This window comes from Propionispora vibrioides (assembly GCF_900110485.1).
Lineage (GTDB): Bacteria > Bacillota > Negativicutes > Propionisporales > Propionisporaceae > Propionispora > Propionispora vibrioides.
Window position 1 is genome coordinate 130,463 of the sequence record NZ_FODY01000008.1, and the last position, 26,724, is coordinate 157,186.

At 51.6% G+C, this 26,724-nt stretch carries 24 protein-coding genes, 1 pseudogene and 1 riboswitch; of the genes and pseudogenes, 11 read left to right on the plus strand and 14 right to left on the minus strand.

What is annotated here, in order from left to right:
- Positions 1–91 precede the first annotated feature (91 nt).
- The 5 genes and pseudogenes from BMW43_RS08850 to BMW43_RS08865 all read right to left on the minus strand — a co-directional run bounded on the left by BMW43_RS08850 (position 92) and on the right by BMW43_RS08865 (position 5,844).
- Complete coding sequence (locus BMW43_RS08850; RefSeq protein ID WP_091745929.1) at positions 92–883, minus strand: hypothetical protein; 792 nt, start codon at positions 881–883, stop codon at positions 92–94.
- Positions 880–2,778: a dynamin family protein gene (locus BMW43_RS08855; RefSeq protein WP_091745932.1), complete on the minus strand. Its 1,899-nt coding sequence runs from the start codon at positions 2,776–2,778 to the stop codon at positions 880–882. The genes BMW43_RS08850 and BMW43_RS08855 overlap by 4 nt, the downstream gene beginning before the upstream one ends.
- A gap of 13 nt (positions 2,779–2,791) precedes the next feature.
- Entirely contained in the window at positions 2,792–3,334 is a 543-nt protein-coding gene (locus tag BMW43_RS21340) for a MutS-related protein (protein ID WP_500684729.1), read from the minus strand.
- A 159-nt stretch (positions 3,335–3,493) separates the two neighbouring features.
- Positions 3,494–4,315, minus strand: a pseudogene (locus BMW43_RS21345) (hypothetical protein); the annotation flags it as partial.
- Positions 4,312–5,844, minus strand: coding sequence for a MutS-related protein (locus BMW43_RS08865; RefSeq protein ID WP_091745935.1), 1,533 nt, complete (start codon positions 5,842–5,844; stop codon positions 4,312–4,314). The gene BMW43_RS08865 and the pseudogene BMW43_RS21345, both read right to left, overlap by 4 nt.
- Before the next feature lie 141 nt (positions 5,845–5,985).
- Positions 5,986–6,047: riboswitch (Fluoride riboswitch) on the minus strand.
- 257 nt (positions 6,048–6,304) lie between these two features.
- Here BMW43_RS08865 and BMW43_RS08870 point away from each other — a divergent pair.
- Positions 6,305–7,063 (plus strand): SagB/ThcOx family dehydrogenase, encoded by a 759-nt coding sequence (locus BMW43_RS08870; protein ID WP_091745937.1) that lies wholly within the window; start codon positions 6,305–6,307, stop codon positions 7,061–7,063.
- 20 nt (positions 7,064–7,083) lie between these two features.
- On the opposite strand, the gene BMW43_RS08875 is transcribed toward BMW43_RS08870, so the two are convergent.
- On the minus strand, positions 7,084–7,884 hold the full coding sequence (locus BMW43_RS08875; protein ID WP_091745940.1) for a class I SAM-dependent methyltransferase: 801 nt from the start codon (positions 7,882–7,884) through the stop codon (positions 7,084–7,086).
- 297 nt (positions 7,885–8,181) lie between these two features.
- On the opposite strand from BMW43_RS08875, the gene BMW43_RS08880 reads away from it, so the two are divergent.
- The gene (locus BMW43_RS08880) at positions 8,182–9,393 is read left to right on the plus strand and encodes an iron-sulfur cluster carrier protein MrpORP (protein ID WP_091745942.1); all 1,212 of its coding nucleotides are present in this window, start codon (positions 8,182–8,184) and stop codon (positions 9,391–9,393) included.
- 153 nt (positions 9,394–9,546) lie between these two features.
- Here the strand turns inward: BMW43_RS08880 and BMW43_RS08885 are convergent, their stop codons facing one another.
- The 3 genes from BMW43_RS08885 to BMW43_RS08895 form a co-directional block, all read right to left on the minus strand.
- Complete coding sequence (locus BMW43_RS08885) at positions 9,547–11,991, minus strand: DsrE/DsrF/DrsH-like family protein (protein WP_091745944.1); 2,445 nt, start codon at positions 11,989–11,991, stop codon at positions 9,547–9,549.
- A gap of 298 nt (positions 11,992–12,289) precedes the next feature.
- Positions 12,290–12,592, minus strand: a complete 303-nt coding sequence (locus tag BMW43_RS08890; protein ID WP_143050593.1) for a rhodanese-like domain-containing protein — start codon at positions 12,590–12,592, stop codon at positions 12,290–12,292.
- Between the two features lie 47 nt (positions 12,593–12,639).
- Positions 12,640–12,921 (minus strand): ArsR/SmtB family transcription factor, encoded by a 282-nt coding sequence (locus BMW43_RS08895; RefSeq protein ID WP_177173519.1) that lies wholly within the window; start codon positions 12,919–12,921, stop codon positions 12,640–12,642.
- Between the two features lie 291 nt (positions 12,922–13,212).
- Here BMW43_RS08895 and BMW43_RS08900 point away from each other — a divergent pair, with 291 nt between their 5' ends.
- The 7 genes from BMW43_RS08900 (at position 13,213) to BMW43_RS08940 (ending at position 20,691) form a co-directional block, all read left to right on the plus strand.
- Positions 13,213–13,647 (plus strand): DUF134 domain-containing protein, encoded by a 435-nt coding sequence (locus BMW43_RS08900; RefSeq protein WP_091745948.1) that lies wholly within the window; start codon positions 13,213–13,215, stop codon positions 13,645–13,647.
- A 438-nt stretch (positions 13,648–14,085) separates the two neighbouring features.
- Positions 14,086–14,343 carry a TIGR03905 family TSCPD domain-containing protein gene (locus tag BMW43_RS08910; RefSeq protein ID WP_091745953.1) on the plus strand — a complete coding sequence of 86 codons (258 nt, stop codon included), beginning with the start codon at positions 14,086–14,088 and terminating at the stop codon, positions 14,341–14,343.
- Between the two features lie 87 nt (positions 14,344–14,430).
- Positions 14,431–15,645 (plus strand): iron-sulfur cluster carrier protein MrpORP, encoded by a 1,215-nt coding sequence (locus BMW43_RS08915; RefSeq protein ID WP_091745956.1) that lies wholly within the window; start codon positions 14,431–14,433, stop codon positions 15,643–15,645.
- Positions 15,646–16,273: 628 nt separating this feature from the next.
- A complete protein-coding gene (locus BMW43_RS08920; protein WP_091745959.1) occupies positions 16,274–16,813 on the plus strand; it encodes a flavodoxin family protein in 540 nt (179 codons plus the stop codon).
- Between the two features lie 991 nt (positions 16,814–17,804).
- Positions 17,805–19,511: a histidine kinase N-terminal 7TM domain-containing protein gene (locus BMW43_RS08930; protein WP_091745962.1), complete on the plus strand. Its 1,707-nt coding sequence runs from the start codon at positions 17,805–17,807 to the stop codon at positions 19,509–19,511.
- Complete coding sequence (locus tag BMW43_RS08935; protein ID WP_091745965.1) at positions 19,508–20,170, plus strand: response regulator transcription factor; 663 nt, start codon at positions 19,508–19,510, stop codon at positions 20,168–20,170. The genes BMW43_RS08930 and BMW43_RS08935 overlap by 4 nt, the downstream gene beginning before the upstream one ends.
- 179 nt (positions 20,171–20,349) lie before the next feature.
- Positions 20,350–20,691: a hypothetical protein gene (locus BMW43_RS08940; RefSeq protein ID WP_143050595.1), complete on the plus strand. Its 342-nt coding sequence runs from the start codon at positions 20,350–20,352 to the stop codon at positions 20,689–20,691.
- Positions 20,692–20,844: 153 nt separating this feature from the next.
- Here BMW43_RS08940 and BMW43_RS08945 read toward each other — a convergent pair whose 3' ends face one another.
- Complete coding sequence (locus tag BMW43_RS08945; protein WP_091745971.1) at positions 20,845–22,068, minus strand: DUF438 domain-containing protein; 1,224 nt, start codon at positions 22,066–22,068, stop codon at positions 20,845–20,847.
- Positions 22,069–22,215: 147 nt separating this feature from the next.
- On the opposite strand from BMW43_RS08945, the gene BMW43_RS08950 reads away from it, so the two are divergent.
- On the plus strand, positions 22,216–22,428 hold the full coding sequence (locus BMW43_RS08950) for a DUF1858 domain-containing protein (RefSeq protein WP_091745974.1): 213 nt from the start codon (positions 22,216–22,218) through the stop codon (positions 22,426–22,428).
- 244 nt (positions 22,429–22,672) lie between these two features.
- On the opposite strand, the gene BMW43_RS08955 is transcribed toward BMW43_RS08950, so the two are convergent.
- The 4 genes from BMW43_RS08955 to BMW43_RS08970 form a co-directional block, all read right to left on the minus strand.
- Entirely contained in the window at positions 22,673–23,029 is a 357-nt protein-coding gene (locus tag BMW43_RS08955) for a CGGC domain-containing protein (RefSeq protein ID WP_091745977.1), read from the minus strand.
- A 282-nt stretch (positions 23,030–23,311) separates the two neighbouring features.
- Positions 23,312–25,180, minus strand: a complete 1,869-nt coding sequence (locus tag BMW43_RS08960) for a sensor histidine kinase (protein ID WP_091745980.1) — start codon at positions 25,178–25,180, stop codon at positions 23,312–23,314.
- The gene (locus BMW43_RS08965; protein ID WP_091745983.1) at positions 25,177–25,890 is read right to left on the minus strand and encodes a response regulator; all 714 of its coding nucleotides are present in this window, start codon (positions 25,888–25,890) and stop codon (positions 25,177–25,179) included. Before BMW43_RS08965 ends, BMW43_RS08960 begins: the two co-directional genes overlap by 4 nt.
- A 104-nt stretch (positions 25,891–25,994) precedes the next feature.
- Positions 25,995–26,369, minus strand: a complete 375-nt coding sequence (locus BMW43_RS08970; RefSeq protein ID WP_091745986.1) for a DUF2680 domain-containing protein — start codon at positions 26,367–26,369, stop codon at positions 25,995–25,997.
- A gap of 168 nt (positions 26,370–26,537) precedes the next feature.
- Here BMW43_RS08970 and BMW43_RS21350 point away from each other — a divergent pair.
- A partial coding sequence (locus BMW43_RS21350; protein ID WP_218140639.1) for an IS110 family transposase occupies positions 26,538–26,724 on the plus strand: 187 nt, incomplete at its 3' end.

Consider the following 26,724-nt stretch of genomic DNA (forward strand, 5'->3'; position numbering starts at 1 on the left):
ATATTCATTGTACAATAGTCAAACAATTCAGTCAATACTCTATTGAACCTGCTTTATTAAACCTGTAACCCGAATACGGGAGCACATCTTGCTAATATAACTCCTCCACTGCCATACGAACCGCCCAGTCACCGCTTTCCCATAGTTCGGCCAGGCGTAGCAGCACTTTTTCCCGTCCAGCGCCGGAGTCTCTCGCCAGACAGATGGAGCAGGCGGTCAAGGCAACCTGGATATCAGCATCCAGCACCAGTTCCCACACCGTTTGGGGTACTGCTTGGCGCGGGTATAGCTCATCAAACAGATTCAGCGCACTGCGCCGGAGCCGAAGGCTGGATTCGAGTTCCACGTCCGCCAAAGGCACTGTCCGAACGGCCAAAGACAGCAAACAGGAACAAGCGGCCGGCCCCAGCTTGCGAAAAGCCGTTTCCGCCGCCGACCGGCAAAAGTCCTCAGCCAGGGCGGCAGCCAAAACAGGCAGGGCGTCCATTCGGCGGTACTCACCCAAAGCAGCCACAATACCCGGCAGCAGCTTGCGTTTTGCCACCGCCAACAATAGCAAAAAGGTCGCATCGTCCGGCCAGCGAGTCAACGCACGGGCAACAAAACTCAACACGGCATCCTCACCGGCCTGTTCCACAGGATCAGCGAAACTTCGCGGAGCGGTTAAAAATTCAAGCAGTACTGCTTTGGCCCCCAGCTTGGCCAAAGCCTCTACAGCCTGACAGCGCGGTTGAAATAGGCCGCAGGGCTCACGGCTGAACAAAAATTCACGGAGCGGCCCCACAGCCGCTTGTCCACAGTCGATCAGCTCGGCTATCGCCTCATCCCCTTCGCGCAAGGCCCGCAATTTGCCAAGGGCAGCTTGGATACGTGGTCCGCTCATAGGATTCCGTCCTCCGGCCAGGGAATACACACATACCGTTCACCGACAAGATGGATGACAGCCTGCCGGTAAGCCTCCTCCTCATCACGGTTCTGCAGCTCCCGGCGGACCGCTTCATGTTTCAAGGCATAGCTGCGCATATCTTCCGCCGCCTCCTCAAACCGCTGCGCCCCATGGTCAATCAGAAACTGCTGATCATCTGCGTCAACAGCCGCCACCAGCAAACTAAGATGGCGAAGACAAACGCCCTGGGAACGTCGATACCAGCGCCGCCCGGCAGCTTCGCCAAGCCAGACGGCAAGCTGCCCGATATAGTCCGCCTCGGCTTGACGGAGCAGCCGGCAAACCCGGCAATTCCGGGAATCATGCACCAGTTGCCGCAGCTTCTCCTCCCTGGCCGGCCCGTCGCTGATCCGGTGCAAACGGCGGGCGGCCTCTTCAGCCAGCCGCGCATAACCGACAGAAGCGCCGTGGGCCGAAGCTAAGGCGAGCAGTTGCCAGGTATGGAGCGGGCAAAAGCCCAGTTCCGCGGCAAAACCGGCCTGGTCCTGTTCCTGCATGCTGATCTGGTACTGCCAGCGGCGGAAAAATTCCCGCCCATAGTTCTCCAAATGCCGGCATACCGGGCAGCCCTTGCTCCCCAACTCGGGCAAGTGCTTTGCCGGGGCAGTTGCCGGCACGGTGAAGGCAGCCGGATTTACTGCCTCGGCGGGTAACGGTATCCCTGGCAGAAAGTCGCCGTCTAACAACGCTGCCGGCTGATTTTCCTGCATCCGTTTAGCCAAAGCCGCCAGTTTTGCCTGTACAGCCATGATCAGGGGCACAGCAGAGCCATCGCGCCGAGTCGTACCGGCTGATTTTTCCCCGCCATTGCCACTGTCCTCCTGTCCGGTGGCTTCCTGGCAGAAATTCTGTTCCATCGCTGCGTCTCCTATTTGCAGCGCCTTATGCAGTACTGCAGCCAGAAAGGCCTGCGACTTTTCCTCCGCCAGAAAAGCAGCCAACGTTTCTTCCAGCGCTTTCATGCCGCTTTGTTCATAACCGGCCGGGTCACCGGCCAATCGGGCAGCAAGTCCCTGCCGGGCGGAAACGGGAAAGACCTTTATCGCAGCGCCTCCGGTTTGTTGGCGGATGGTATCGGTCACAAACGTTAGTACCGCCTCCTGTTCGGCAGGACTCACAAGATCCAGCTTATTCACAACAAAGAAAATCCGGTTCACATATTCCCGGATTTCCCGGAGAAAGGCCAGTTCCAGACTGGTCAGCGGCGTATCCACACTAATGACAAACAATACGGCGTCACATTCGGGTAAGAAGCCATAGGTGGTTGCCGTATTAGCCGTAACGACCGAGCCGACACCCGGTGTGTCGACGAATTCAACGCCGCGCCGCAAAAAGGGAACAGGCAATTCGACCGTGGCGGTCTTTACTTTTTTTTGATTGGACGGATTACCTTTTTCGGTAACATAGTCGGCCAGCGCCGCAACAGGCAGTTCATCGGGGAACAGCGAATTTTCCCGGCGAACCACCAATCGTTCCGTAGCGCCGTACTTAAGCACCGTAATCGCCGAGGTAAGGGGCAGCACGCCGGTAGGTAAGAGTTCGCGCCCAATAATTGCATTCATCAGCGAGCTCTTGCCCCGTTTGAACTGGCCGACTACGGCCAGTGTGAACCGGTCTTCCGCTAGCTTTACCAATAGCTCCCCGCACCGTCGCCCGCTTTCTTCCCGGCCCAGCGTTGTCAGAGCTTCGCGCTGCAGCCGTAGCTGCTCGGCCAGGAACAATTTCGCCTGCGTATAGCCCCGCAGCTTGGCCAAATCGGGATTAACCGGCGCGGTATCTTCCGTATCAGCCGACCGCGCTGCGGCAACATAGGCACCATCCTTTTCGTCCATATGCCCGTACCCCCTAACCGGTAGTTTCTAAAACATCAGCTGTTACACCAAATACTTCGGTATACAAGTCTTCCCCAAAACTGGTGGGCTGCGGTTCACCTTCCACTATTTTAAAGCTCCTCGTTCCGCTATTTTGCCGCTCGGCCTGCAGAAAAATCGCGTTATCCAGCTTTTTCTCATAAAAACCATGGGCCAACGCATATTGATGGGTAACAAAAAACACCTGAATGTGCTTTTCCAATAAGGCGGACACGATCTGCCTGGCAATTTCCGAGCCTTCGCGTTCGTTTGTCGCTGCAAAGGATTCATTGAACAGGATCATGGACTGGGGCGTGATATTGTCTACCATACCACTCATCCGGCTAAGCTCTTCATCCAGTTTGCCGCTGGTCATCGCCGTGTCTTCTTCCCGCTTATAGTGCGTGAACAGACCGCTGCACACGCGCGCGCAGAAAGCTTCTGCCGGTACAAACATCCCGCATTGCATAAGCAGTTGAGCCAGGCCGATACTGCGTAAAAAGGTCGACTTGCCCCCCTGATTGGCGCCGGTGATCATTACCAGGTCTTTCTGATCGGCCTGCGCGTCATTGCCTACCACCCGCTGCGCCAGGAGCAAGGTCAGGCAAATGTCATACAGCCCCTTAAAGGAAAGGCAACGCTCCTGGCTGGCTCCAGGAACGGGAAAAGTAACCGGCTCTTCCTTGGCGGCAAGTTTCTCCCGCAAATTCAAGCAACCGACATAAAAAGCCAGTTCCGTCCGCAGCATGGCAAAAAAACTGTTGATATGCTCCACAGACTGGGCCAGGGCATTGGCAACCAGGTTAATCCCCCGGTCCTTTAACTCTCCCAGCGCCCTGGCACCGGCTTCATCCCGCTCATGGATATGGATCGTATAGGCCGGCGGCTACTGAGCAAAGAGCCGCTCCAGCCAGCTTTGCTTTTTATCCTGTACCTTATGCAGGGTGTAGCCGGTCCCCTCGTTGCCCTTGCCCAAAGCAGCACTGACCAGAACGCCGCTACGGAACTGGAGGTGCCGCAAATGCTCCTGTACCAGGGCAAAATAGTCATCGGCAAGCTCTTGCCGAAGCATGGCAAAAAGCACCCGGAAGCCCTCCGATTCAAAGTTACCGGCATATTCATCAGCTAGCTGCTTAAGTTGTTTCAGCCGGGCCAGAAACAGTTGCAGGGCTTCCCGTGCGCTATATAGAATGCCTGCCGGATAGCGGCCGAAAATGCTGAAATAGAGCTTTTTCTTTTTTTCCTCCATGGCCTCTGTGACAATAAGGTACATCTTTCTGACTACAGCAGGATTGTTCAGACAATCCTTAAGAATAGCCTGACGATAAAGAATAGTGTCTATATCATCCGTCCCGCACAACAGGCTTTTCCTGGCCACATCAAAGAGAAATTGATCACCGGATGCCATGGTCTGAAACAACGTAGTCAATTCCAGATCCTGCACCAGGTCGTCGGCATTGGCCGGCAAGGCCTGTTGCAAATTAAAATCACGGTCCCTATACATAAGAAAAGCTTTCATGATGGTATACGCTCCTTTAGCAGGCGGTAGGTAAGCCGGTACTTCTCGGCAATGGATATGGCATGGGCCAGGCCGTCGGCAGGCCTTCGCACAATCCGGTACGTTCGCCTGGCCGGATCGTCGGGCACTACGGTACTCACCATACTCACGGTTTGCTCGCTTAAAGCGGCCAATTCATCGATGAAGGTTACACAAACACACAACAAATCCAGTTCCATGATTCGCTGCATAATCTTCCTGCCCAGCAGCACGGCGTCGTTCAACGTGGTGGAGGTAAAGATTTCATTCATAATAATGATGCTGTTTGCCGTAGTCCGGTCAAGAATATCATGAATTCTGACCAAATCATCCTGCAGTTTGCTGCGCAGATTGTTGATGTCTTCTTCTTTTTCAAAATGCGTAAACAACCTGTCGCACAAAAAGAGTTTGGCTTGCCGCCCCGGCACAGGACAGCCCAACCCGGCCAGATAATGCAGTTGGCCAAACGTACGGGCAAAGGTTGTCTTGCCGCCTTGGTTCGGACCGGTTACCACAATAATCCGTTCGCGGCCCTGCAGGTGAAAATCATTGCACACAACGGCTTCCTTCCGGCCAACCAGTTGAGCGGCCAGAGCCAGATCAAACCCGTCGTAATCGTAAATTTCCTTACAGGTAGCGGAAAGCAGCGGATAGCAAAACCGCAGCCCCGCCTGCTTTAGCTTATCAGTATGTTCCAGGTAAGCCATATAAAATTGTACCTCCCGGTCAAACACAACCAGTGTCTCATCGGGAAAACGGCTATGTTTTGCGCAAAAGGCGTCGAGCCTGGCAAAGCTGTCGGGATACAATTGGGCTACGCAATCCAATATTTGCGCTTCCATATGGTTCATGCCCATCCCGCTGGCAAACTTCGCTTTATAGTCCTGTACCGCTCCCTGCTTAAATTTGGCAAAGGTTTCTTCTACGTCAATGCTATAGTCTGCCTCAGCTTCATAGTGGCGAACTTTGATGGCCCCATCCTTGATGAGCAGGCAATATCTTATGGCAGTTAATTCAGCCTTAAGCTCCCGGGTCTCCGCCACAAGCGCCCTAAACTCTCCGGCCCGGGCATAGGCCGCCACATATTCGCGAAAAGCTAAAAAGCCGCGGGAGCGTAACCCGGCAGCGTTCAAGTCCTCTGCTAAACGGGTAACGGCTGCGCAATACCGGTCTACCGCCTCGAGAAACCAACCCGCTTTATGGTAATGATAATAGAGCTTTTCAACGGAACCAAGATAACCGCGGATGGCCCGCATATTGTCCGCGAACGAACGGATAGCGGCCAATAGAGTTTGATTGCCAAGCTCCTGCATGACTTCCTGGCGATACCGGACGGCTTCCTCATCAGGCAGAGCAATATAAAAAAACGATTTTAAATCATATTCCTGCTTACCGGCCGTGATGGCCTCCACAATCTGGTCCAGATTCAAATCCCGGAAAAAAGCCGGTTCTTCCCTGATTTCCCTTCGCAAATGCCCGGCATGTTCCGCAAACAGTATACTAAAGCTCATAAAAACACCTCCCTGTTTAAACCCCTGGTTCTTACCGGCAGACACCCATAACCCGTCAACCCAAACAAGCCGCTATCCTTCATTCTTCACGATCGCCGTCCACATCCTCGGCATATAAAAAAATGACTCCTGCAGACTTTTTAGCCTGCAGGAGTCATTAGCGCTTACGCGCTTTTACGGTGAACTCCATCACCGGAAAATACAGTTTATATTCTATATACTAACAAGCCCTGCTTCCTCTGTCAATTCCTCCGGCTCCAGCTGCACTATTTTCCAGCCGTCCAGTTCTCCCCGGCAAAGGGGCCGGACGTCATACAAGATTGGTCAAAGCGCAGCGCAACCACCATATATAGTGTATATAAAAAAATAAATAACAATATATCGTTAACCAGGCAGGATTTACCACTTCCCATGCGGAAAATACATCAACTATAAATACAGCTAAGGGAGTTGGCGTCAAATGGGTAAATTTGATCAACACAGGAGCTTTTTAAAATCGAACTTTGCCGAATTTAAGAAAATAACAACCGATGCAAAGAAGGGTATGCCCCAGCCGGTAAAGGTAAAACCTTACGAGCTGCAGACCGAATTAATTGATCTCCCGGCAGCAAATGAAAATACTCTGACAAGTAAAAATATCTTTACTTGCATAAAAGAACGAAGAAGTACCAGACTTTACAGCGATTGTCCGCTAAGCCTCGACGAATTATCCTACCTTCTGTGGGCGACCCAGGGGATTACCGGAACGAATAGAGCCGGCCTTACACTAAGAACGGTTCCCTGCAGCGGTGCGACCCATTCCTTTGAAAGTTACCTGTTGATTAGAAATGTGGCAAATATCCCAAAAGGAGTATACCGTTACCTTCCGGTAGAGCATAAACTTTTATTTATGTTTGAACTGGATAGGCTGGAAAACAAGATAGACGAGATTACCCTGGACCAGCCATTTGTCCCTAACTTTGCCAATAAAGCAGCGGTGTTATTCCTTTGGAGCACAACTCCGTACCGGTCGGAGTGGAAATATGATATAACCGCCCATAAAAAAATCCTGATAGATATCGGACATGTATGCCAAAACCTGTATTTAGCCAGTGAATCCATCGCCGCCGGAACCTGTGCCATCGGAATATACGATCAAGCGCTGGTCGACCGGTTATTAGGGCTGGATGGGAACGATGAATTTGTCATCTATCTCGCGGCGGTAGGGAAGAAACCATAACGCCTTATTTATGGGTAAGCTTATACAAACTGTAAATGAGCAATTTTGTTATTAAAATACCGCTTGCCGGCCGGAATCAATGCGAGCCAGCCAAACCAGCCCCACCGGTTCCGGTGATAATCAAAGTAATTCCATTCTTCCAGGAACCTGATATTTTCGTGCAAAGCCTCCACCATTTTCCCACTGACCACGCCCCATTGAAAGGAAGCATCGGTTTTACTGACACTATCATGGCGCCGGCTGTTTTTTACCAATAGGGGCGACAAAATTTCAAACAGCATTTCCGCTTGGGGAAACTCGCCGGCCAGTCTGGCAAGCAACTCTTTTATTTCCGGTTCGGTAAAATACATAAGCAAGCCTTCGGCGATAATCAATACCGGCCTATCGCCCCGCTGGATTGCCTGCGGCCAAGACGGATCAAATACGGACTTTTCGAGCATCCGGTACCGGTCGGTTTCGGAAAAAAACTGGCGGCGCAGCCGGATAGGCTCGGGTAGATCCAGATCATACCAATGAACACGGCCGTTATCTACACGGAAAAAGCGGGTATCAAGCCCACAGCCAAGATTAACCACAACGGCCTCGGCCTGCTTTGCCAGAAACGCAGTGACCGCTTTATCCAGCAGTTCCGTCCGGATCGCCACACCTACCTGTGACAGCCTGGCCTTTTCAAACTTTGCAAAATCATAATCTAGCTTTTCCATCATCTGCACGGCCAGTTCATCCCGGATGATCGGCTCCGGTCGCTTCGTTTCCACCGCTCTGGCCCATAGAGGGATTAATAACGTCTCCGAAACACCCTCCAGCTTTTGTTTAACCATCTTGCTGCCCTCCCCGGCATTATCACTCAATCAATCGATAATGATTTTTGTTATCAACTAGATTATAATAGAATAAAAATTTCCAGTCAACTTCCATTCATTCAATATCAGGAAACCTTACGCACCCGTCATGGATGAATTGGCACGGCCTTTGGAAACCTATAAGCAAATAACCGCCCGTCCACAAGCTCGGCAACCAAACATAACCTCACAAAAATAAGCTTTATCCCGGCGTCCTGCCCGGCTGATACCTCTGGGGATAGCCATTGTTCACCAAGAAAAGGAGATGACCTGTCCATGTCTTGTAATTCCAATCCAGCGCAGCAATTCGCTGCCCAAACCGAACGAATTCACCGTTTTTTAGATCAGGTAACTAAAAAACTGATTGTCATGAGCGGCAAAGGCGGCGTCGGCAAGAGCACCGTAGCGGCCAATCTGGCCGTAACACTCAGTCAGCAGGGCTACCAAGTAGGCCTGCTGGATGTTGATGTGCACGGTCCCAGCATTGCCGGCCTGCTGGACTTGAACGACCTGCCGCTATTGACTGACCGCGAGCAAATCTATCCCATCGAATACAGTCCAACCCTGAAGGTAGTGACCATTCAAGGGCTTCTGGACAAACCCGATGATCCGATCATCTGCCGGGGCCCCGCCAAAATCACCATGATCCGCCAATTCTTAGGCGATGTTGACTGGGGGCCGCTGGATTTTCTGATTATCGACAGCCCGCCGGGAACCGGTGACGAGCCGCTTACCATCGCTCAGACCGTCACCGGCTGCCAGGCCGTCATTGTTACTACCCCGCAGGAAATCGCCTTAGCTGATGTCCGCAAATCCATTCAATTCTGCCGGAAGGTCAATCTCCCCATTGCCGGTATTATCGAAAACATGAGCGGCTTTGTCTGCCCCACCTGCGGCAGCCGCCATGATATTTTCAAAAGCGGCGGCGGCGAGAAAACGGCGGCCGCAGCAGGACTGCCTTTTTTAGGACGCCTCCCCATCGATCCGGCCATTGTTACGGCCGGCGACAGCGGTAAAGCCATTGCCGGCCTCCATAATCAAACACAGACAGATATGCAGCACCTGGTCGATCAGTTGCTCCAGCAGCTCGGCAACCCGACCCCGACAGAAACCGGGCTGCTGAAGATCGCCGTCCCCACCGACAACGGAAACCTGGGAGAGCGCTTTGGCCATAGTGCGGTATTTTCCATAATCAGCGCCCAAAAGGGGCAAATCGTACAGCAAGAAGAGCTCACACCACCCCCTAAACCAGGCGCGATTCCCGGCTGGCTGGCCGAACAGGGCTGTCATACCGTCATTGCCGGCGGTCTGGGCGAGGCAGCCAGAATCAAACTGGCCGAACTGGGGATCAAAGTGATCTGCGGAGCACCGGCCGCTACGCCGGAGCAACTGACGCTCCGCTATCTGCGGGGTGAACTGATTGCCAGTACTCCCGCCGCCAGTCGGACGTCCCCGGCTTCTTCCTGCCAGGACTGTAACCACACCTAACTAAAAGCAAACAGAGAAGGTACGTCACCTGGCATCGGCCAAGAGGCGTACCTTCTCTGTTCTCTGTCCGGCTTTGTCCTCTGAAAAGCGGCAATACCTGCCTAATCAATCCGGCCACAGTTAAACAGGTCATCCGGTCATTGTAGACAACCCTTAAATAAACAAATTGACATTGGCGTCTTCCGCCTCACTGAGATAATAGCCCACACCGCCGATTTTCACGCCGTCCAGCAGTTCTTCCGGCTTAAAGCCCATGACATCCATCGACATCTGACAGGCCACGATCTCCACCCCGGCGGTCATGGCACTCTTCATCAATTCCTCCAGCGAAGCTACTTGCTTATTGTTCATAACCCTTCGCATCATCGCCGTACCCAGCCCCAGCATATTCATGTTGGACAAGGTCAGTTTTTCGCTGCCCCGGGGCATCATCCAGCCGAACATGCGGTCCAGAAAACCCTTGGCCACAGGCACCGTTTCCGGCTTGCGCAAAATGTTCAACCCCCAGAAGGTAAAGAAAAGGGTTACTTTTTTCCCCATGGCGGCCGCGCCGTTGGCGATGATAAAGGCGGCCATAGCCTTATCCAGATCGCCGCTGAAAACGACGATGGTTTTATTATCCTTCGCCGGCGCAGTGCAGGCCGGAGCGGCGCCAGGCACCACCGCCTGCTTTTGAAGGCGGGCCACAATCCGGTTCTTTTCCTTTTGCAACGACAGCAACGTGTGTCCGGTCCGCAGGCACCAGGCCTTAATGTCCTCCAGGAAGCCGGGATCCGAAGCCGTAACCCGCAGTACGCCTCCCGCTGCCAGCTTATCCATGGCCGCTTTCACCTGCAGCAACGGACCGGGGCAGGAAAGGCCACAGGCATCCAGCACCTGTTCCGGTTCACTTAGCGGCACTGCTGCCATAGCCGGTTCGACAGCCGGCTGCACCTGTTCAGCCGGCGGCTGCCACTTAACCAGACGCGGGGCTGCCGCTTTGTAACCGCCAGTCAAGCTTTTGACCCGGAAGCCGTTCTGGCTGAGAATGCGGGCGGCAATGTAGCTTTGCAGCCCGACCTTGCAATAGGTCAGGATCAGCTTGTTCTTATCCAGCTCAGCGAGACGGCTGCGCAGACTGTCGGTCGGAAGGTTGACCGCTCCCGGCAGCGCGTTGGTGGCAAATTCAAGAGGAGAACGGACATCCACCAGCACGGTGGTCTGCGGATCAAAGCCGGCCAGTTCTTCATAGGTGAATACCTCCAGCCGTTTGGCCAGAATATTTTCGGCAACAAAGCCGGCCATATTGACAGGATCTTTCGCCGACGAGTAAGGCGGGGCGTAGGACAGCTCCAGCTCTGTCAGGTCCTGGACCGTGCCGTTCAGGCGGATAGCGGTGGCCAGCACATCAATATGCTTATCAATCGACTCCGGTCCTACCGCCTGGGCGCCAAGGATTTTACCATCGTTGCCAAACAGCAGCTTGATAGTCAGTTGCAGTGCATCCGGATAGTAGGAAGCATGAGAATTGGGGTGCACATAAATGGCCTGATACGGCACCTGCAGACGTGCTAAGCTTCGCTCATTATTGCCGGTGGCGGCCGCCGTCAGGTCAAACACCTTTAAGATGGCCGTGCCTTGCGTCCCTTTATAGGCGCTGGGGATGCCGGCGATATTATCAGCGGCAATACGCCCCTGCTTGTTGGCCGGACCGGCCAGCGGCACAGCGGCTGGCTGACCTGTCACCAAATCCACAACCTCCACGGCATCGCCAACAGCATAAATATCCGTCTGGTTGGTTGCCATATGCTCATCGACCAAAATATGCCCCCGTTTGCCCAGTGCAATGCCGCTGTCCTTTAAAAACCCGGTGGCCGGAGCCACACCGATGGCCAATACCACCATATCGGCAACAATCTGCCTGCCGCTCTGCAGCGTAACCAGCATCCCCTCAGCCTGTTCCGCAAAATGCGCCACACCATCTCCCACATGAACGGTTACGCCGTGGTCCTGAAGTTCTCGTTCGATCAATAAAGCCATATCACTGTCAAAGGGCGGCAGAATATGGGGCGCCGCCTCCACCAGCGTTACGGCAAGACCGCGCTCACGCAGGTTCTCCGCCATTTCCACACCGATAAAGCCACCGCCGATGACCGCCACCCGCTGTGTGTTCTCCCGGTCTACCATCGCCTTGATGCGGTCGGTATCCGGTATATTGCGCAGAGTGAAAATACGCGGACTGTCGATGCCCGGAATCGGTGGCCGCACCGGTTGAGCCCCCGGCGACAACAGCAAGACATCATAGCTCTCTTCATAACAGCCCCGGTCCCGGCTATTAATGCGGATCATTTTTTTCTCCGGCTCAATAGCCGTCACCTCGCTGTTCACTCGGACGTCGATGGCAAACCGCGCCCGCATAGCTTCCGGAGTCTGCACCAGCAGTTTATCCCTCTCCCGGATGGTTTCGCCGATATAGTAAGGTAAACCGCAATTGGCAAACGAAATATGTTCATCTCTTTCCAGCAGGATAATCTCGGCTTGCTCATCCAGCCGGCGCAGGCGGGCGGCGGCCGATGCCCCGCCGGCCACACCGCCGACAATAACCACTTTTTTCCCCATTTTAAAACCTCCTCTATATTTCTCTCTATATCCATTAAACCATATATTATTATATTTAGTTTATACGATATTTCAAATAAAGTAAAGTCCTAAATAGTTTATACCTGCTATATTTTATACTTTCCAGCTGTTAAAGGTACCTGTAAAATTCCTTGAAACAGAACATCTGCTGACCCTGCATAAAAAAACATACACTCCATGTCCCGGCTGTCCGGTCAGGGCATGAAGTGTATGACAATAAATACTACGGAAAATAGCCTTGCCCTCTCCAACTGTTTCAAGACTGGCAGGATACTGCTCATGTTAACCGCAGCGCCGATGTATAGCCGCCGGTCATGCCCTTTGCCCGGCAGCCATGCTGTTGTAGAATTCGCGCTACAATATAACTGCGTATACCAACACCGCATCCCAGCATACGGGCGCGAATACTGTCGGTCAGAATGTTCACCGCTCCCGGCAAAGCACCATGGGCAAACTCGCCTTCTGTGCAGACGTCCATCAGGATATATTCATTCCGGTCATATGTCCCCAGGCTGGCATAGGTGAATACTTGAACCAGTCCGTTCAATATATTTGCCGCGGCAAAACCGGCCATATTCACCGGGGCCGGTTCCTCAACCTGCTCTCCACTCCTGTATGGCTGTCTCTCTATTGAGAAAACAATATCCGAATCAATTCAACAACCCGTTGGTCACAAACGCTATACCTGATTTCCGTGCCATTGCGCGTTCCCTGTACAATCCCGGCCATACGCAGCTTTTGCAAATGCTGAGATATGGTCGACTGCGGCGCGCTCAGGCAATCCTGCATATGTGTAACATTGCAGCCGTTCTTCTCGATCAGACCGCGCACAATACACAGCCGTAACGGATGGGCCAAGGCCTTTAGCAATTCAGCCTGTTCCGCATATACCGAAACGTCCACTTCCATGGTCATCCCCCCTTTAATTAAAATATCCATATATTACGTTTAATGCTATCACTCTCTTAAAAAAAAGTCAATTTTCTAAGGCGTGTTTTCAAAATTAACGGAAAGGTTCATGACAAGTGATTTTATGCTAAGAACCGCTGATTTAATGAACCCGGCGGCCTGACGAGAGATTTTTTCGTCGGCAAGGATGCAAAACCGCCGAATAATCTTGCTTCTATTTTACATTTACTTGACAAGCATCTTTAACTGCGCTATAACTAATTATGAAATATATTTCAAAAGAGGGACATTATGGTACGACCGCACAAAGAACGGCAAATTGAACAACTTCCGCCGGTCACGCATTACAAACCGGTCGGCAAACCCTTACGCAGCTTGGAGGAAGTCATCCTGACCATCGAAGAAATGGAAGCGGTCCGCCTTGCTGATATTGAACTGCTGGATCAGAAATCTGCCGCCGAACGCATGGCTATATCACGCCCCACCTTTCACCGCATCGTTAACCGGGCACATCAGAAAATCGCCGCAGCCTTATGGCAGGGTTGTGCTCTCCGGGTAGATGGCGGCAGCTTTAAGATCGCCCATACCTGCCAAAAAACGCCCCGTGATTTTTTGTGCCAGACCTGCGGGCACCGGTGGTCGCTGCCCCACGGCACCGGCCAGCGCTGTCAGGAACTAGTCTGTCCGGCCTGCCAGGCAGACACGGTAAAACGGGAAGACGAATAGCCCAGAGTGACGCACTGCCGCCCCATCACCACGATAACCGGCACCGCGCCCAAACTCCCGGCAATTGCTGCCGTTACGCCGGACAACAACTGACTGCAGTGCACCTATTCCACAGTAACTCCACTGCAACTTTATTATTAGTTAGCTATTTTTTTGGTTTTGTTATGAAATATATTTCATAACAAAACCAAAATCCCCCTTGCCCGAGCCATCGGCAAACCGGTTTAGCTGACGTACCGTTCTAGAAAATCATTGCTTCTTTGGGCTTGTCGGCCTGGCGAGAAATCTTTTCGTCCGCCAAGGAAGTAAGACCACAGGAACAGTCGGGCTATCTCAAGGCTGCCAACGACAGGCAGAAAAAGATCCGCCTGGACGCGCAGTGCAAACCAGTCAGTGATCCCTCGATAAGCAAAATAATTAGATAAGGAGACTTGTTCCATGAATACCTACATTCCTACAGGCATTTGTCCGAAAAAAATTCAATTTTCCGTAGAAAACGACCAGGTTAAACATGTTGAATTTAGCGGCGGCTGTCCGGGTAATTTAAAAGCCCTTAGCCTGCTGGTACAGGGAATGCCTGTGGATACAGTCATTCAAACCTTCAAGGGCAACCTCTGCCGCAATGGCACCTCCTGTATGGACCAATTTGCGCAAGCTTTGGAAGCCTATAAGCAACGCGCTCAGTCCGGTGCCTAAGTCACAATCTGCCCAATAGGTACGTCAGGGCACTGCTTTCCATACTCTATTTCTTCTGCTACTACTAAAAAAGGAGATGACCAATCTATGACATGTAATTCTCACACAAACCAGGAGTTTGATGAACAAACCCAGCGAATTAATCTTTTTTTAGACCAGGTTGACAAAAAGCTCGTCGTTATGAGCGGTAAAGGCGGTGTCGGCAAAAGTACCGTCGCTGCCAATCTGGCTGTCGCCCTCAGCAACCAGGGCTACCAAGTGGGTCTGCTGGATATCGACGTCCACGGTCCCAGCATTGCCGGCCTGCTCGGCCTGACCGAACAGCCGTTGCTGACCGACGGCGAGCAGCTCCTGCCCATCGAATACAGCCCGACCCTGAAAGTCGTGACCGTCCAGGGCATACTTGAGCACCGCGACGATCCCGTAATCTGCCGCGGCCCTTTTAAAATCGGTATGATCCGTCAGTTTCTGGGCGATGTAAACTGGGGACCGTTGGATTTTCTCATCATTGACAGCCCGCCGGGGACAGGCGATGAGCCTTTGACCATAGCGCAAACCGTCGCCGGCTGCCAGGCCGTCATCGTCACCACACCGCAGGAAATCGCCCTGGCCGACGTCCGCAAGTCCATTCAGTTTTGCCGGAAAGTAGAGCTGCCTATTGCCGGCATCATCGAAAATATGAGCGGCTTCGTCTGCCCGTCCTGCGGCAGCCGCCATGATATCTTCAAAAGCGGTGGTGGCGAGAAAACAGCCGCCGCTGCCGGACTTCCCTTCTTAGGACGCCTGCCGCTTGATCCGGCCATTGTCGCCGCCGGCGACACCGGCGAGGCAATCAGCAGCAGCCAAAGCCATACGCAAACAGATCTGCAGCATATTGTGGCGCAACTGCTGTATCAACTCAATAAACACCCGGCGATAAACGGGGAAGTATTTAAAATCGCCGTCCCCGTCACCAACGGAACGCTTAGCGATCACTTCGGCCACTGCAAGACCTTCTCCATATTCAGCGTCCGGGAACAGCAAGTCGTACAGCATGAAAGCCTGACCCCGCCGCCCCACGCCCCGGGTGTCATTCCCGACTGGCTTGCCGAACAGGGCTGCCGCACCGTCATTACCGGCGGTCTGGGAGAAGGCGCCAAACTAAAATTAGGCAAACTGGGCATCGAGACCGTTTGCGGCGCACCGTCCGACACACCTGAGAATTTAATCATCCGGTATCTTCAGGGCGATCTGGTCACCAAGCCCACAACCTGCAACCATGATCACGCCACTACGGCCGGCCATAATTGCCAACATACATAAATGTCCATACAAAAAGGCATCTCCCTCAGGGAAATGCCTTTTTTCACTGTCTATCTTCTTTATTTTCTTACAAGCGTGCCGCCGAAGAATCGGGGGAAGACTACCCGCCCATACTCCTTTAATCACGGTCTAATGACTGTCACTGCGTGGCAAGTACCGCTTATCTTACTCTGCCTTAGCAACAATACCGGTTACCATTTCCGGCGAAACCGACCGTTCGATATAAAAAGCCGTAAGGAGGTACAGTGGCACTCTAACACGTGGATCAAGGTGAAGTTGATGCTGAGCGACACTGCCTCAAATAGCAGGATCGGAAGCTTAGTACTTGACCAGACACCTAAAAAAACATTATCCTGTCAATCCGCATCCTTCTTGACTTAGAGTTAAGTCCAGGTGCTATGCTTCTCTTAAGAAGGCTCACTTCCTTCAAATAGCTTATCGAAAGGGGTAAATAGCATGAATGGTAAAAGTCTGCTCAAATGCCGGGTCCTCCCAGCCAAGTCCACCGTTATAGCCGGGGCGACGCTTATCTGTACAATGAACAAAGTATCGCCCGGCTAGCAAAAACCACGCGATTTCCGTCGCAGCCCAACAAACTGCTGCCAGAAAATGAAGAGGAGAAAAATAAATGAGTAAAAAAGCATTGATTATATCCGCCAGTCCCCGAAAAGGCGGCAACTCCGATACGCTGTGCGATGAATTCATCGCCGGAGCGCTTGCTGCGGGCCACGAAGCGGAAAAGATATTCCTGCGCGACCGGGACATCAATTATTGCACCGGCTGTGGCGCCTGCAACACAACTCATCGGTGCGTGCAAAAAGACGACATGGCGGAAGTACTTGATAAACTGGTTAAAGCCGACGTCATCGTTATGGCAACGCCTGTGTATTTTTACACCATGGACGGGCAGATGAAAACACTGATCGACCGTACCGTACCCAGATATGCCGAAATCGCCAACAAAGATTTTTACTTCATCGTGACAGCCGCCGATACGGAGCAGTCTGGGCTGGAACGTACGATAGAAGGCTTCCGGGGCTTTACAAACGAATGCCTGACTAATCCCCGGGAAAAAGGCATTATCTACGCCACCGGTGTCTGGCAGACAGGCGAGATTAAAGGTCATCCAGCCCTGCGGCAGGCTTACGAAATGGGTAAACAGCTATAAAAAGGAGTGTACAACAGGGACCATACTGGTTTATCAAACAGCGTGATTTTCCCAGGGGTGAAAAACCGCCTGAGATATTTAGCAAAGATTTCCCGGGCAGTCCAGGAGCTTCGGCCAGGCGACGTCATACGTATCCCGGCAAACGTAAAGCATTGGCATGGTGCGGCAAAAGACAGTTGGTTCGCCCGCCTCTCCATCGAAACAAATTGCCAGGCCGGCCCTGCCGAATGGCTAGAGCCTGTATCCACCGCGGAATATGCCAAACTGAAATGATCGCCTGCTAATTGACTTGACGGAAGAACCTGAGGCACCTCTGGTTAATTGAATCCCACAGATAGCCCGGATTTTTTTCCGGCGGTTGCATAATTTACAAGCTATGGGTATATTATAAGAAAAGGACTGACGTGCGCTACCACGTCAGCCCACAGGCTGTCTAGCCGGAAAACGGTTAACCCTACGTTTTTAGCCGAAATAGCCGCATTCTTGAACAGGAGCGGCTATTTCCCTTTGGTCGTGACCAATACCATGAGCGTGGCAAATGCAACCGCAAATGTCAAGGCTTCATAGATCGTCATCTTACCACCCCCCTTTCCTGAAAAGGAAGGGGTTGATCGTCCCCCGAGCAGCCTGTCATCACTACTATAAGATATTCCTCCAAATAGAAATATATGTTTACCTTTCCCGTTTACGTCATACCGTTGTCACCTCTCACTAAGAGGTGCCTTTTTATTTTCCCGCTGCCCAGCCTAGATGACGCTTGGCTTTGCCACTTTAAAGGATTATTCGTACTTTTGTCGAAAAGAAATACCCAATTCATTCCTCCGGCTGTAACCTTCTTATAAATCTCAGAACTGTAAAGAACGGATTTCCCAAGCCCCGTGTGGCTTCGACGTTACCATGGGCAACTCGCCAGAGGGTTAGACAACAAAAAAATATCGTTTAAAACCGCCCTGTACATGGTTCTGCAAATTTTCAGGAAAGAAGCTCGCTTATGTCGTCTGTCATTACCTTTATGCCTGTTGATAACCTCATACTCTATTTAGGCATTACCGCCGTTTTCGAGGCTTTGGCCGTCTACCTCCTCCAGTTCCGTAAGACACCGGGCGCCATGATGCTGGTGTATTGCCAGCTCTGCAAAGGCATCTGGATTGCAGCCAAAGTTTTCTGCGGGATAAGTTCCGACCTGCCAACGAAGCTATTCTGGGCCAGATTGACCGAGTGGATGCCGCTCTTGCTCATCTACTTCTGGTTTGAATTTATCTGGGAAAGCAGCCGGCCCCAGGGAAAAACCGCAGCAATCATGCGGTATACCGTCCGGGGAATCGTCGCCGGCCTGGTGCTGATCATCGGCTTTGACCGTTGGCTTGGCTGGTACTATGGACCTATAACCTTGAACGGTCAACTGCTGACTGTCGCCTTCGGTCCGGCAGCCTGGGTGACTTTGGTTTTTTGTTACGCCCTGAATCTGATCTGTCTGGGACTATCGGTCCGCTGGATATACGCTACCCAGGGACTCCGCCGCCAGCAGGCCGTCGTGCTTGCGGTGACGCCGCTATTCAATTTTATCGGCAGCATTCTAAGCTATACCGTGAACCTGCAGATGGTATCGCCGCAAATCGTCGGACAGCTGCTGTCGGCCTGTTACGTAACCTGGGTCTTTTACCGCTGGCGGGTATACAGCATTCTGCCACTGGCGCAGGATACCGTCACCCACGACATGATCGACGGCCTGGTGGTTGTCGATGAAAAAGGCTACATCGTCGATCTCAATCCGGCGGCGCAAGCAATCCTGGCCGGTCTGCCGGCAGCCATAGGCGAACCCTTTCAAAACGTAACAACCGCCTGGCCGGCACTCGCCTGCATCGGGGACGGCGACGAGCCGGAAACACGGGAAGCCTCTCGCCAAGGCGACGCACAGCACTGCTTTTATCAGTTGCGGGCTCTGCCGCTTAAAACACCGCAGGGAAACCCACTCGGCAAAACCATCCTCTTGAAAGACATTACCCGACAAAAACAAGACGAGAAGCGAATGCTGGAAGCGGAAAAGGCCCTATCCATTCTCACCGAACGGGAACGGCTGGGCCGGGAACTGCACGACGGTCAGGGACAGCTATGGAGTTACTTTCATGTGCAGTTGGAAGCCGCCCGGTCACTGCTGGAAAAAAATGATTCCGCTCAGGCCGGAGTACTCCTGAACAAATTAGCCGGCAACATCCAAAACATGCATGTCGATATCCGGGAATCCATCACCGGCCTGCAGCTTGCGGCTAGTGGCGAACAGGGTATCTGGCAGTCCCTGGCTGAATATCTGCAATGGTTTAGGCAAAACTACGAAATTGCCGCAACGCTCACCGTCGACCAGTCATTTATTCCCGGGCTGCTGTCGCCGACCACCGAAGTGCAGCTCTTACGCATTATCCAGGAAGCACTGACCAATATCCGCAAGCACGCTAAAGCACGACAGGTTAATGTCACGATCATGGCAAGCGGCGACTGGGTGGATATCGAAGTAGCCGATGACGGCAATGGCTTTGACCTGCCGGCGGCAGCGGCAAAGAAAGGCAGCTTTGGACTAAAAATTATGCAGGAACGAGCCGCTGAGATCGGCGCGCAGCTTTGCATCAAATCGACGCCGAATGCCGGCACAAAGCTTACCCTGCAAATCCCGGTGACGGACGGAAAGGAAGCATTGTCATGAGAATATTGTTAGTGGACGATCACCCTCTGTTTATGGATGGACTAAAAGACCTCCTGACTGCCAATGACATCGAAGTGACAGGCACAGCCACCAATCTCCGGGACGCGGTTCGCCAAGTCAGAGCCACGCGGCCCGAGGTCATTTTGATGGACGTCCAAATGCCGGGCGGTGACGGAATCGAGGCCACCCGGCTTATCAAAACCGAATTCCCGGAAATCAAAATCGTCATGCTCACCGTCTCGCAGGATGACAAGCATTTATTCGAGGCGATTAAAGCCGGCGCTTCCGGCTATCTGCTAAAAGGCCTCCCCAAGGAACAATTCCTGACCCTGCTGGCCGGTCTGAGTCAGGGAGAATCCCCGCTTTCCCCCGGTCTGGCAGGCAAAGTGCTCGCCGAATTCGCCCGGCTGCAGCAGGAACGGGACCTGGCGAATATGGCCGCCGGCAAAACCGCGTTATTAAGCTCCCAGCAGATTGAAATCTTAAAGCTGGTGGCTCAGGGATTAACTTATAAGGAAATTGGCGGCATGGTCTACCTTAGCGAAGCTACCGTCAAATATCATATGGGAGAAATCATGAACCGGCTGCACCTGGAAAATCGCAGCCAGGTCATCGCCTTTGCCGCCGAACTAGGACTGGCTGCCAGAAGAGAAAAATAACGCTGCCTGGCGCAGAAGTAACATACAGGATAGGAAAATTCCCCAAAAAGTATAGAAAATCTATACTTTTTTTGTGGGCAAATTTATCCCTTCGTCTAATGTGTTCGCGACAGATTTCTGCTATTTTAGTAAAGAGAAATGTTGAGCCATCCTATTTTGATTTGAAAGTAGGTGAAACCTTGAAAACGGTGGAAGTCGTTTTCTGTGGCAACTCCGTCTATCTTTGCGGCTTAGCCGCCGGGCTGCGGCAAAATGAAAATCTGCGTATCCGGCTTGTGGACAATACCCTGAAAAAAGCCCTGCCCGAACTCAAAATACTACAGCCCCATGTAGTCATTGCGGAAAGCCCCGCTTCACCAGAAATACGCATCCTGCAAACCAGCCAGCCCGGCCTGCTTTTGATCGGCATTGACGCGGCGACTGATTCGTTCAGAATCTTGGTCGGTGAACAGCCAGCCTTCTCAGTGGAAGAATTGGTACAAGTTATTTTCCAGTATACGAAAAGAACTGACCTCTCGTAAAATGAATTGGGGCTGCCGATCCCTGAGAAACTAATAAGAATGAAAAAAGAGCTTACGAAATATCATAAGCTCTTCCCGTTGGTCCCCGGCAGATTCGAAGTGGCGGCCTTTTGACTGGATTTTTTCAATTCCTCCCAAGCTGCCGCCCGGACCCTAATCCATAATCCGTTTTTCGCCGGTAATCTGCTGCAACGGCTGAATGTTTTGCGTGACCTCGAGGATACCCAAGAACTCCCCTTGGTCGTCCCGGACGGCGAAATACTGGATATAAACAAATTTATCGCCCATTCTGATCCAGAAGCTCTCCTGGTCCTTCTTACCGCTTTTTAAATCGGCGGCAATCTGTTCGACAATGTGTACGCTGGCCGGGGGATGGCAGTTTTCCACCTTACGTCCGATAATCGTTTTGGTCCGGTGAAAGATTCTTTCCTTGGCGGTTGAAAAATATTTCACAATGCCGTCCTTATCGACAAACGTAATGTCCACAGGCAGATGATTGAAAATATGCTCGATTTCCTTCGGCGTTAATACGCCGGTGGCGAATTTGATATAGTCCGCATCCTGGCGGGAAGTCATCGCAGCGGACGGCTCCTCCTTTGACCCGGCAGGCTGCCAATGAAGCTGCGGCTCTATCAGGCAATAGCCGATTTGATCGCTGTCATTCTGGACGGCCAGCCAGTCATTCTCGCTCAGCGTTTCCAGCAGCATGGGGAACAGGATTTTGCTCTCCTTAAAAATCATTTCCCGTACTTGTTCTATCGTTTTCTCCAGTTTTTCAATAAATTGCTCCCGGTTCGCGGACCTGTAGTTTAATGCAAGCCCTTTGGCGTCCTTTAGCAAGGCACGGATCTCATCGTCGACACCCCACATGACCTTGGGTGGAGCGGTTATGCCATACTTTTCAAGGAACGGGAAAATCAAATTTTCCTTGCGGCTGTAGTGCTTGTCCACGTCCCACAGCAAGTTCAGCTTCTCCGCCAACTGGATGGCCAGCGCGGCTGAGCGCTCGGCAGGCGCTGCCTTAAATTCCGCTAGCAGCGGATTGATTTCTTCATCGATCAATTTTTCCAACGCCTGATTTTCATCCCGGTAAATATCCAGCGGATGACCTTGCGGCACGGCTTCGTCCGGTTTTTCGCTGAGCGTTTCTTTAAACACGGCGGCATGTACATCGCATAGATTCTGGATTTCAGTAACGTCCATGCCTTCGTCAATCAGACTTTGTTCAATCAGGGAAATCTCCGCCGGAGCCAGGTCCCCGGCAACGGCGTCGAAGCGGGGTTTAACCTCCTCCACCGATTTTCCCCGGTGCAGGTCCCGCAGGATCTCCTTGATAACCTGCTTACGATGCTCGCGATTGTTAATCAACTCACTCATCAGACTATACCTCCTTGTCTCTATTTTATTTTTGGTTTAACTGGAAAAACTATTCTTGATCAATTAGAATAAAAGCAGGATAGGCTGTCCTGCCTTCCTCCTTTATTCTAATTGAGGCTATATGTTGTGAAAGGGAGTGGCAAATATATGATCACCGAAGATGATAAAATTGCCGATGTACTGAATCAGTATCCCATTCTGAAAGAGCATTTACTCCAGCGCTCGCCCAAATTCGCCAATCTGAATAATCCGATCATTTTTAATACGGTGGGCAAATTCGCCCGGATTAAAGATGTGGCGAAGAATACAGGCGAAGATCTGACAGAGTTCCTGGACTTCTTAAACCAGCATAAGGACTAACCGCTTGGTCTCGTTTTGCTATGTGCACGTAAAGCTTTATAGTTATATTTTCCCTTTATATTCTTGGCTGATGGGTTGGTTTCCCTGCTACCATAAGCGGCTCACAGAATTATTTAAAAGAAATAGTTAAAGCTGAAATAAAGCAGTTACAAGAGACATAACCGACAAACCATCAATAGGCTTCACCCGGAACCATTAGGGCTCCCGTTGTCACGAAATGCCCGGCTGCATCATTCCCCGTCAGTTACCGGCAGCCACTGGCCTTCTCAAGAATAATCGCCGGGCCTGTACTGCCAACCTCCCCGCCATGGGTGTAGCCGACCACCGCAAAATCTTCCGACAAACGCCGGGCTAAGGCTTCATAGTTGGAGTCTTTTCCCCGTATGCAAGAGGACAGATGAACCACGTCCACCGCTTTTTTCTTTAATGTAGCGATCTTCTTTTCCAGATCGCCTCCGTTATGGGTAAAAGCGACCAACTCTACATCGTTACAGTCTGCATAGCGGGCAAAAGAGTCAAGCCGTTGGAAAAAAGCGTTCATACACCCGCTGCCCGTACAACGCCGCATCGTTTCCTCCCGCACGATAATTGCTATTTTCATACCGCACCTCTTCTTTATTCATATAACATATCGCTTTCTTGTTAATTCTATGCTTCGGACCCGCTGCCTGCAGTGATTCAGGTCACAGTACAGCCGCACCACCGGCATATTCCATCATCTTTTGAGTATCTGCCATCAATGATAAAGACGGTCCTGTTATTTTCCCGCACGGAAACTAACAGGACCGTCTTTATCATTTTCGGATAGAAAAGTTATTGTACTTTCAAAGTGGGTAGGCCACTAGCTCAAAGCCGCTACCGCCAAACTATGAACACATAGCCTTCACCGCTCAGCCGGTTTTGATTCAATCGGAAACCGTATGGTAAAGGCCGTACCTTCACCACAAACGCTGGCCACCGCTACCGTCGCTCCGTGCAATTCAATGATCTGCCGGGCAATAGCCAAGCCCAGCCCGGTACCATGACTGGCACGAGATTTATCCGCCTTATAAAATCGCTCCCAGATATAGGGCAAGTCATTGGGGGCAATGCCTGCGCCGGTATCGGCAATGGTCAAAACCGCTTCGGCACTTTCTTGCATCAGTTGAACGGTAATTTGCCCGCCCGACGGCGTAAATTTCAAAGCGTTATCCATCAGGATAAGCACCAATTGTGTCAATCGATCACCATCACCCTGAATGGGAGGAACGGCCAAATCAATATGGGCAGCCAGCCTGACGCCTCGTTGTTCGCTTTTTTGTTTAAGGAGCATCATTACATTATCTACCACCTCGGCCAAAAGAACGCTTTCTGTTTCCGGCATAACACTCCCTGCCTGCAACTGGCTTAAATCCAGTAATTCGGCAATGAGCTTTTCCAGCCGCAGAATCTCGTCCCCCATGACATGATGATATTTGTTGATCTTTTCCGGATCGGTAACGGTACCATCCTGCAGTGCCTGGTTATAGCCATGTATGATGGTAAGCGGGGTTCTCAGCTCGTGGGATACATTGGCCACGAAATCCCGCCGCATCTGATCGGTTTTTTGCATCCGTCCAATATACTCGCCCAGGTCACTGGCCAACGAGTTCAGCGACTGCCCAAGATCGCCTATCTCATCGCCGGCGGCTATCGCAACTCGCCGTTCATAATCACCGCAGGCCATTGCTGCTGCCGTTTCTCGCATGGCCCGCAAAGGCCGCACGATTCCACGAGCCATATAGGCCGCTAGTAAAGCAGCAAATAAAATGGCAGCCAGACCGGCAAGACCAATATAGTAGTACACATGCTGCAAAAAATCATTTATTTCACCAATAGGCGCATTAATCATGACTGTACCGCTGATTGTTCCATCTGCTTTTGCAAGAGGTACGGCAACAATAAGCATATTTTCTTCGTAATACGGGTGGTAATACGTCCGGGACCAAGGCTTACCGCTATTAGCTTTGATTTCCCGGCTAAGTTCGTCCATGCCCTTGATATCGGCCAAACTGATCGCTGCGCCGTCCACACCGCCCGGCTGCGACTCTTGTCCAATATCCAGAACAACAGCAGATTTCTGACCCTCGCCAGCAGCAGATAGATTCGCTGTTGACTTAACTTCAGGATTAGGCAGCGGCATCTGCTGATTATCGGGTGTACGAAAGTGCCCTCTCATCATCGTGTGCCGCCCGGAATGATGATCATCCGTTTTTCCGCTGCTCTCCGTTCCATCCATCAAATCCAAAATCCGGTCATTCGACTTCTGATATGGATCAGTCTGATTGTCAGTCTGCTCGCGTGTTGGCTGCTGTCCATGCTTTTGCATCATCATGCCACTATGCTGATCGGCAAGATCACAGTCCCACATGGCATGATGCATAGGGCTGGGCTTGCTTGCTGCCGCACCGCGCCTGCTGATCTGTCCTTCATCCGCCCGTTCCTCGGACACGGTAATCAGGTTAAGTTCATTATCCACCACCCAAACCCTGGCATCCAGAAAATGATCCACACTATCGACAAAATTATGTAATTGACTATGAGTCATGTTGCCGTCGTAATAGGCATTGACCACCCGGGCCATTTCATAAGCTTTATCGGAAAGCTCATGCCGTTTTCTATTGATAAAATAATCTCGGATAAGCACGGAACCGCCTACCGTAACCCCGGCCAGTACCAGAATGACTATGATCATAAATGCAGCCATTAGTTTATACTGTAGCGAGAATTTCACTTTCTCACCTCAAATTTATAGCCAATTCCCCAGACGGTCTTTATATCCCAGGGCGAATCTGGTCCGGCTCCCAGCTTTTTGCGCAAGCGTTTAACGTGGGTGTCTACTGTCCGGGTGTCGCCACAGTAACTGTAATCCCATACTAACTCCAGGAGCTGTTCGCGGCTCAAGACTTTACCGGCATGTAAAGCAAGCTGCCACAGGACCTCCTTTTCTTTATTGGCTAAGGCCACAGGCTGTCCAAAAGCCGTTATAGTGTGTTCCGCCATATTAATTTCCAGTTCGGGAAACTGAAGAATATCAGAGCTTTCATATTGCGGTGGAACGGCTGTACGTCGCAGTACTGCTTTAACCCGCGCCACCACTTCTTTAGGATTGAACGGCTTAGCCACATAATCGTCCGCACCAATTTCAAGCCCCATGATACGGTCATCATCCTGTGTACGGGAAGTCAGCATAATGATGGGGACGCTGGAATACTTACGAATTTGCCGGCAGACTTCGATACCGTCCAGGACAGGCATCATGATGTCAAGTATGATCAAATCCGGTCTCACTGCCTGTACTTTTAGCAATGCCTCAGCCCCGTCGGCGGCTTCCGTTGCGGCAAATCCATCCTGAGTAAGATAGATTGATAAAAGTTCCCGGATTGGTTGTTCATCGTCCACAATCAGCACCATTTTACCTTCCACCGTTCCACCCCATCTCATAAGGTAATTTCCTTTATTTATTATATCATAGTCCGAATACGGGAAAAGAGCCCGGCGAATGCTGCGCGGCAGGCTCTTTTCGGTATTAAGAATTCTTTAATTACTTACCAGCAGCCGGAACCACGTGCTCCCGTCATACCGTGATGACCATGCAGTCCGCTTGCCATCATGCCAAAACCATAGCTCCCATTGGCCACCTGCTGCTCCATCCAGGCAATTCGTTGATCGGCTTGCTCCTGGGTAAGCCACCCCCACTCCACTTGGCGGGAAAGCATTTGTTTTTCCTGTTCGAGCCTTTGATTCTGCCAAGCAGTAATTTGTGCCTTCTGATCATCGGTCAGATTGCTGTAGCTTTGACCATAATAGGGGCAGTACCCATTGCCGGGACCAGCCGTGGCTTGTACCGGCACAGCCAAAGCAGCACCGGCGAAAGAAACTACTAGCAAAGCGGCCATCGCAATTAGAATTATTTTTCTCAAGATACCATCCTCCTAGTATATTGATATTAGACAATCCAATATAAACTGTTCACGTATCCTCCAAGTTTTGAGATAATATTCTCGTGTGAGTCGGAGTGCTACGAAATCCTCCTTGAGACTTTGTTCTCGGTATAAAGAGTGTAGCCCCGACTTTGCGAGAGTTTACGAATGAGCTGGATGTTGAAGGGCATCGCCCGATCTTCGTATGTCAAACTAGGTTGTATATCGCAAAGGTATGCGGGAACCGACCACTTGGAGGTATGTGATATGTTTTTTGTTGGTATCGATGTCGGCAAACGACATCATGAAGCTTGTGTTATTGATTCCATAGGCCAGAGTATCGGTAAAACACTTC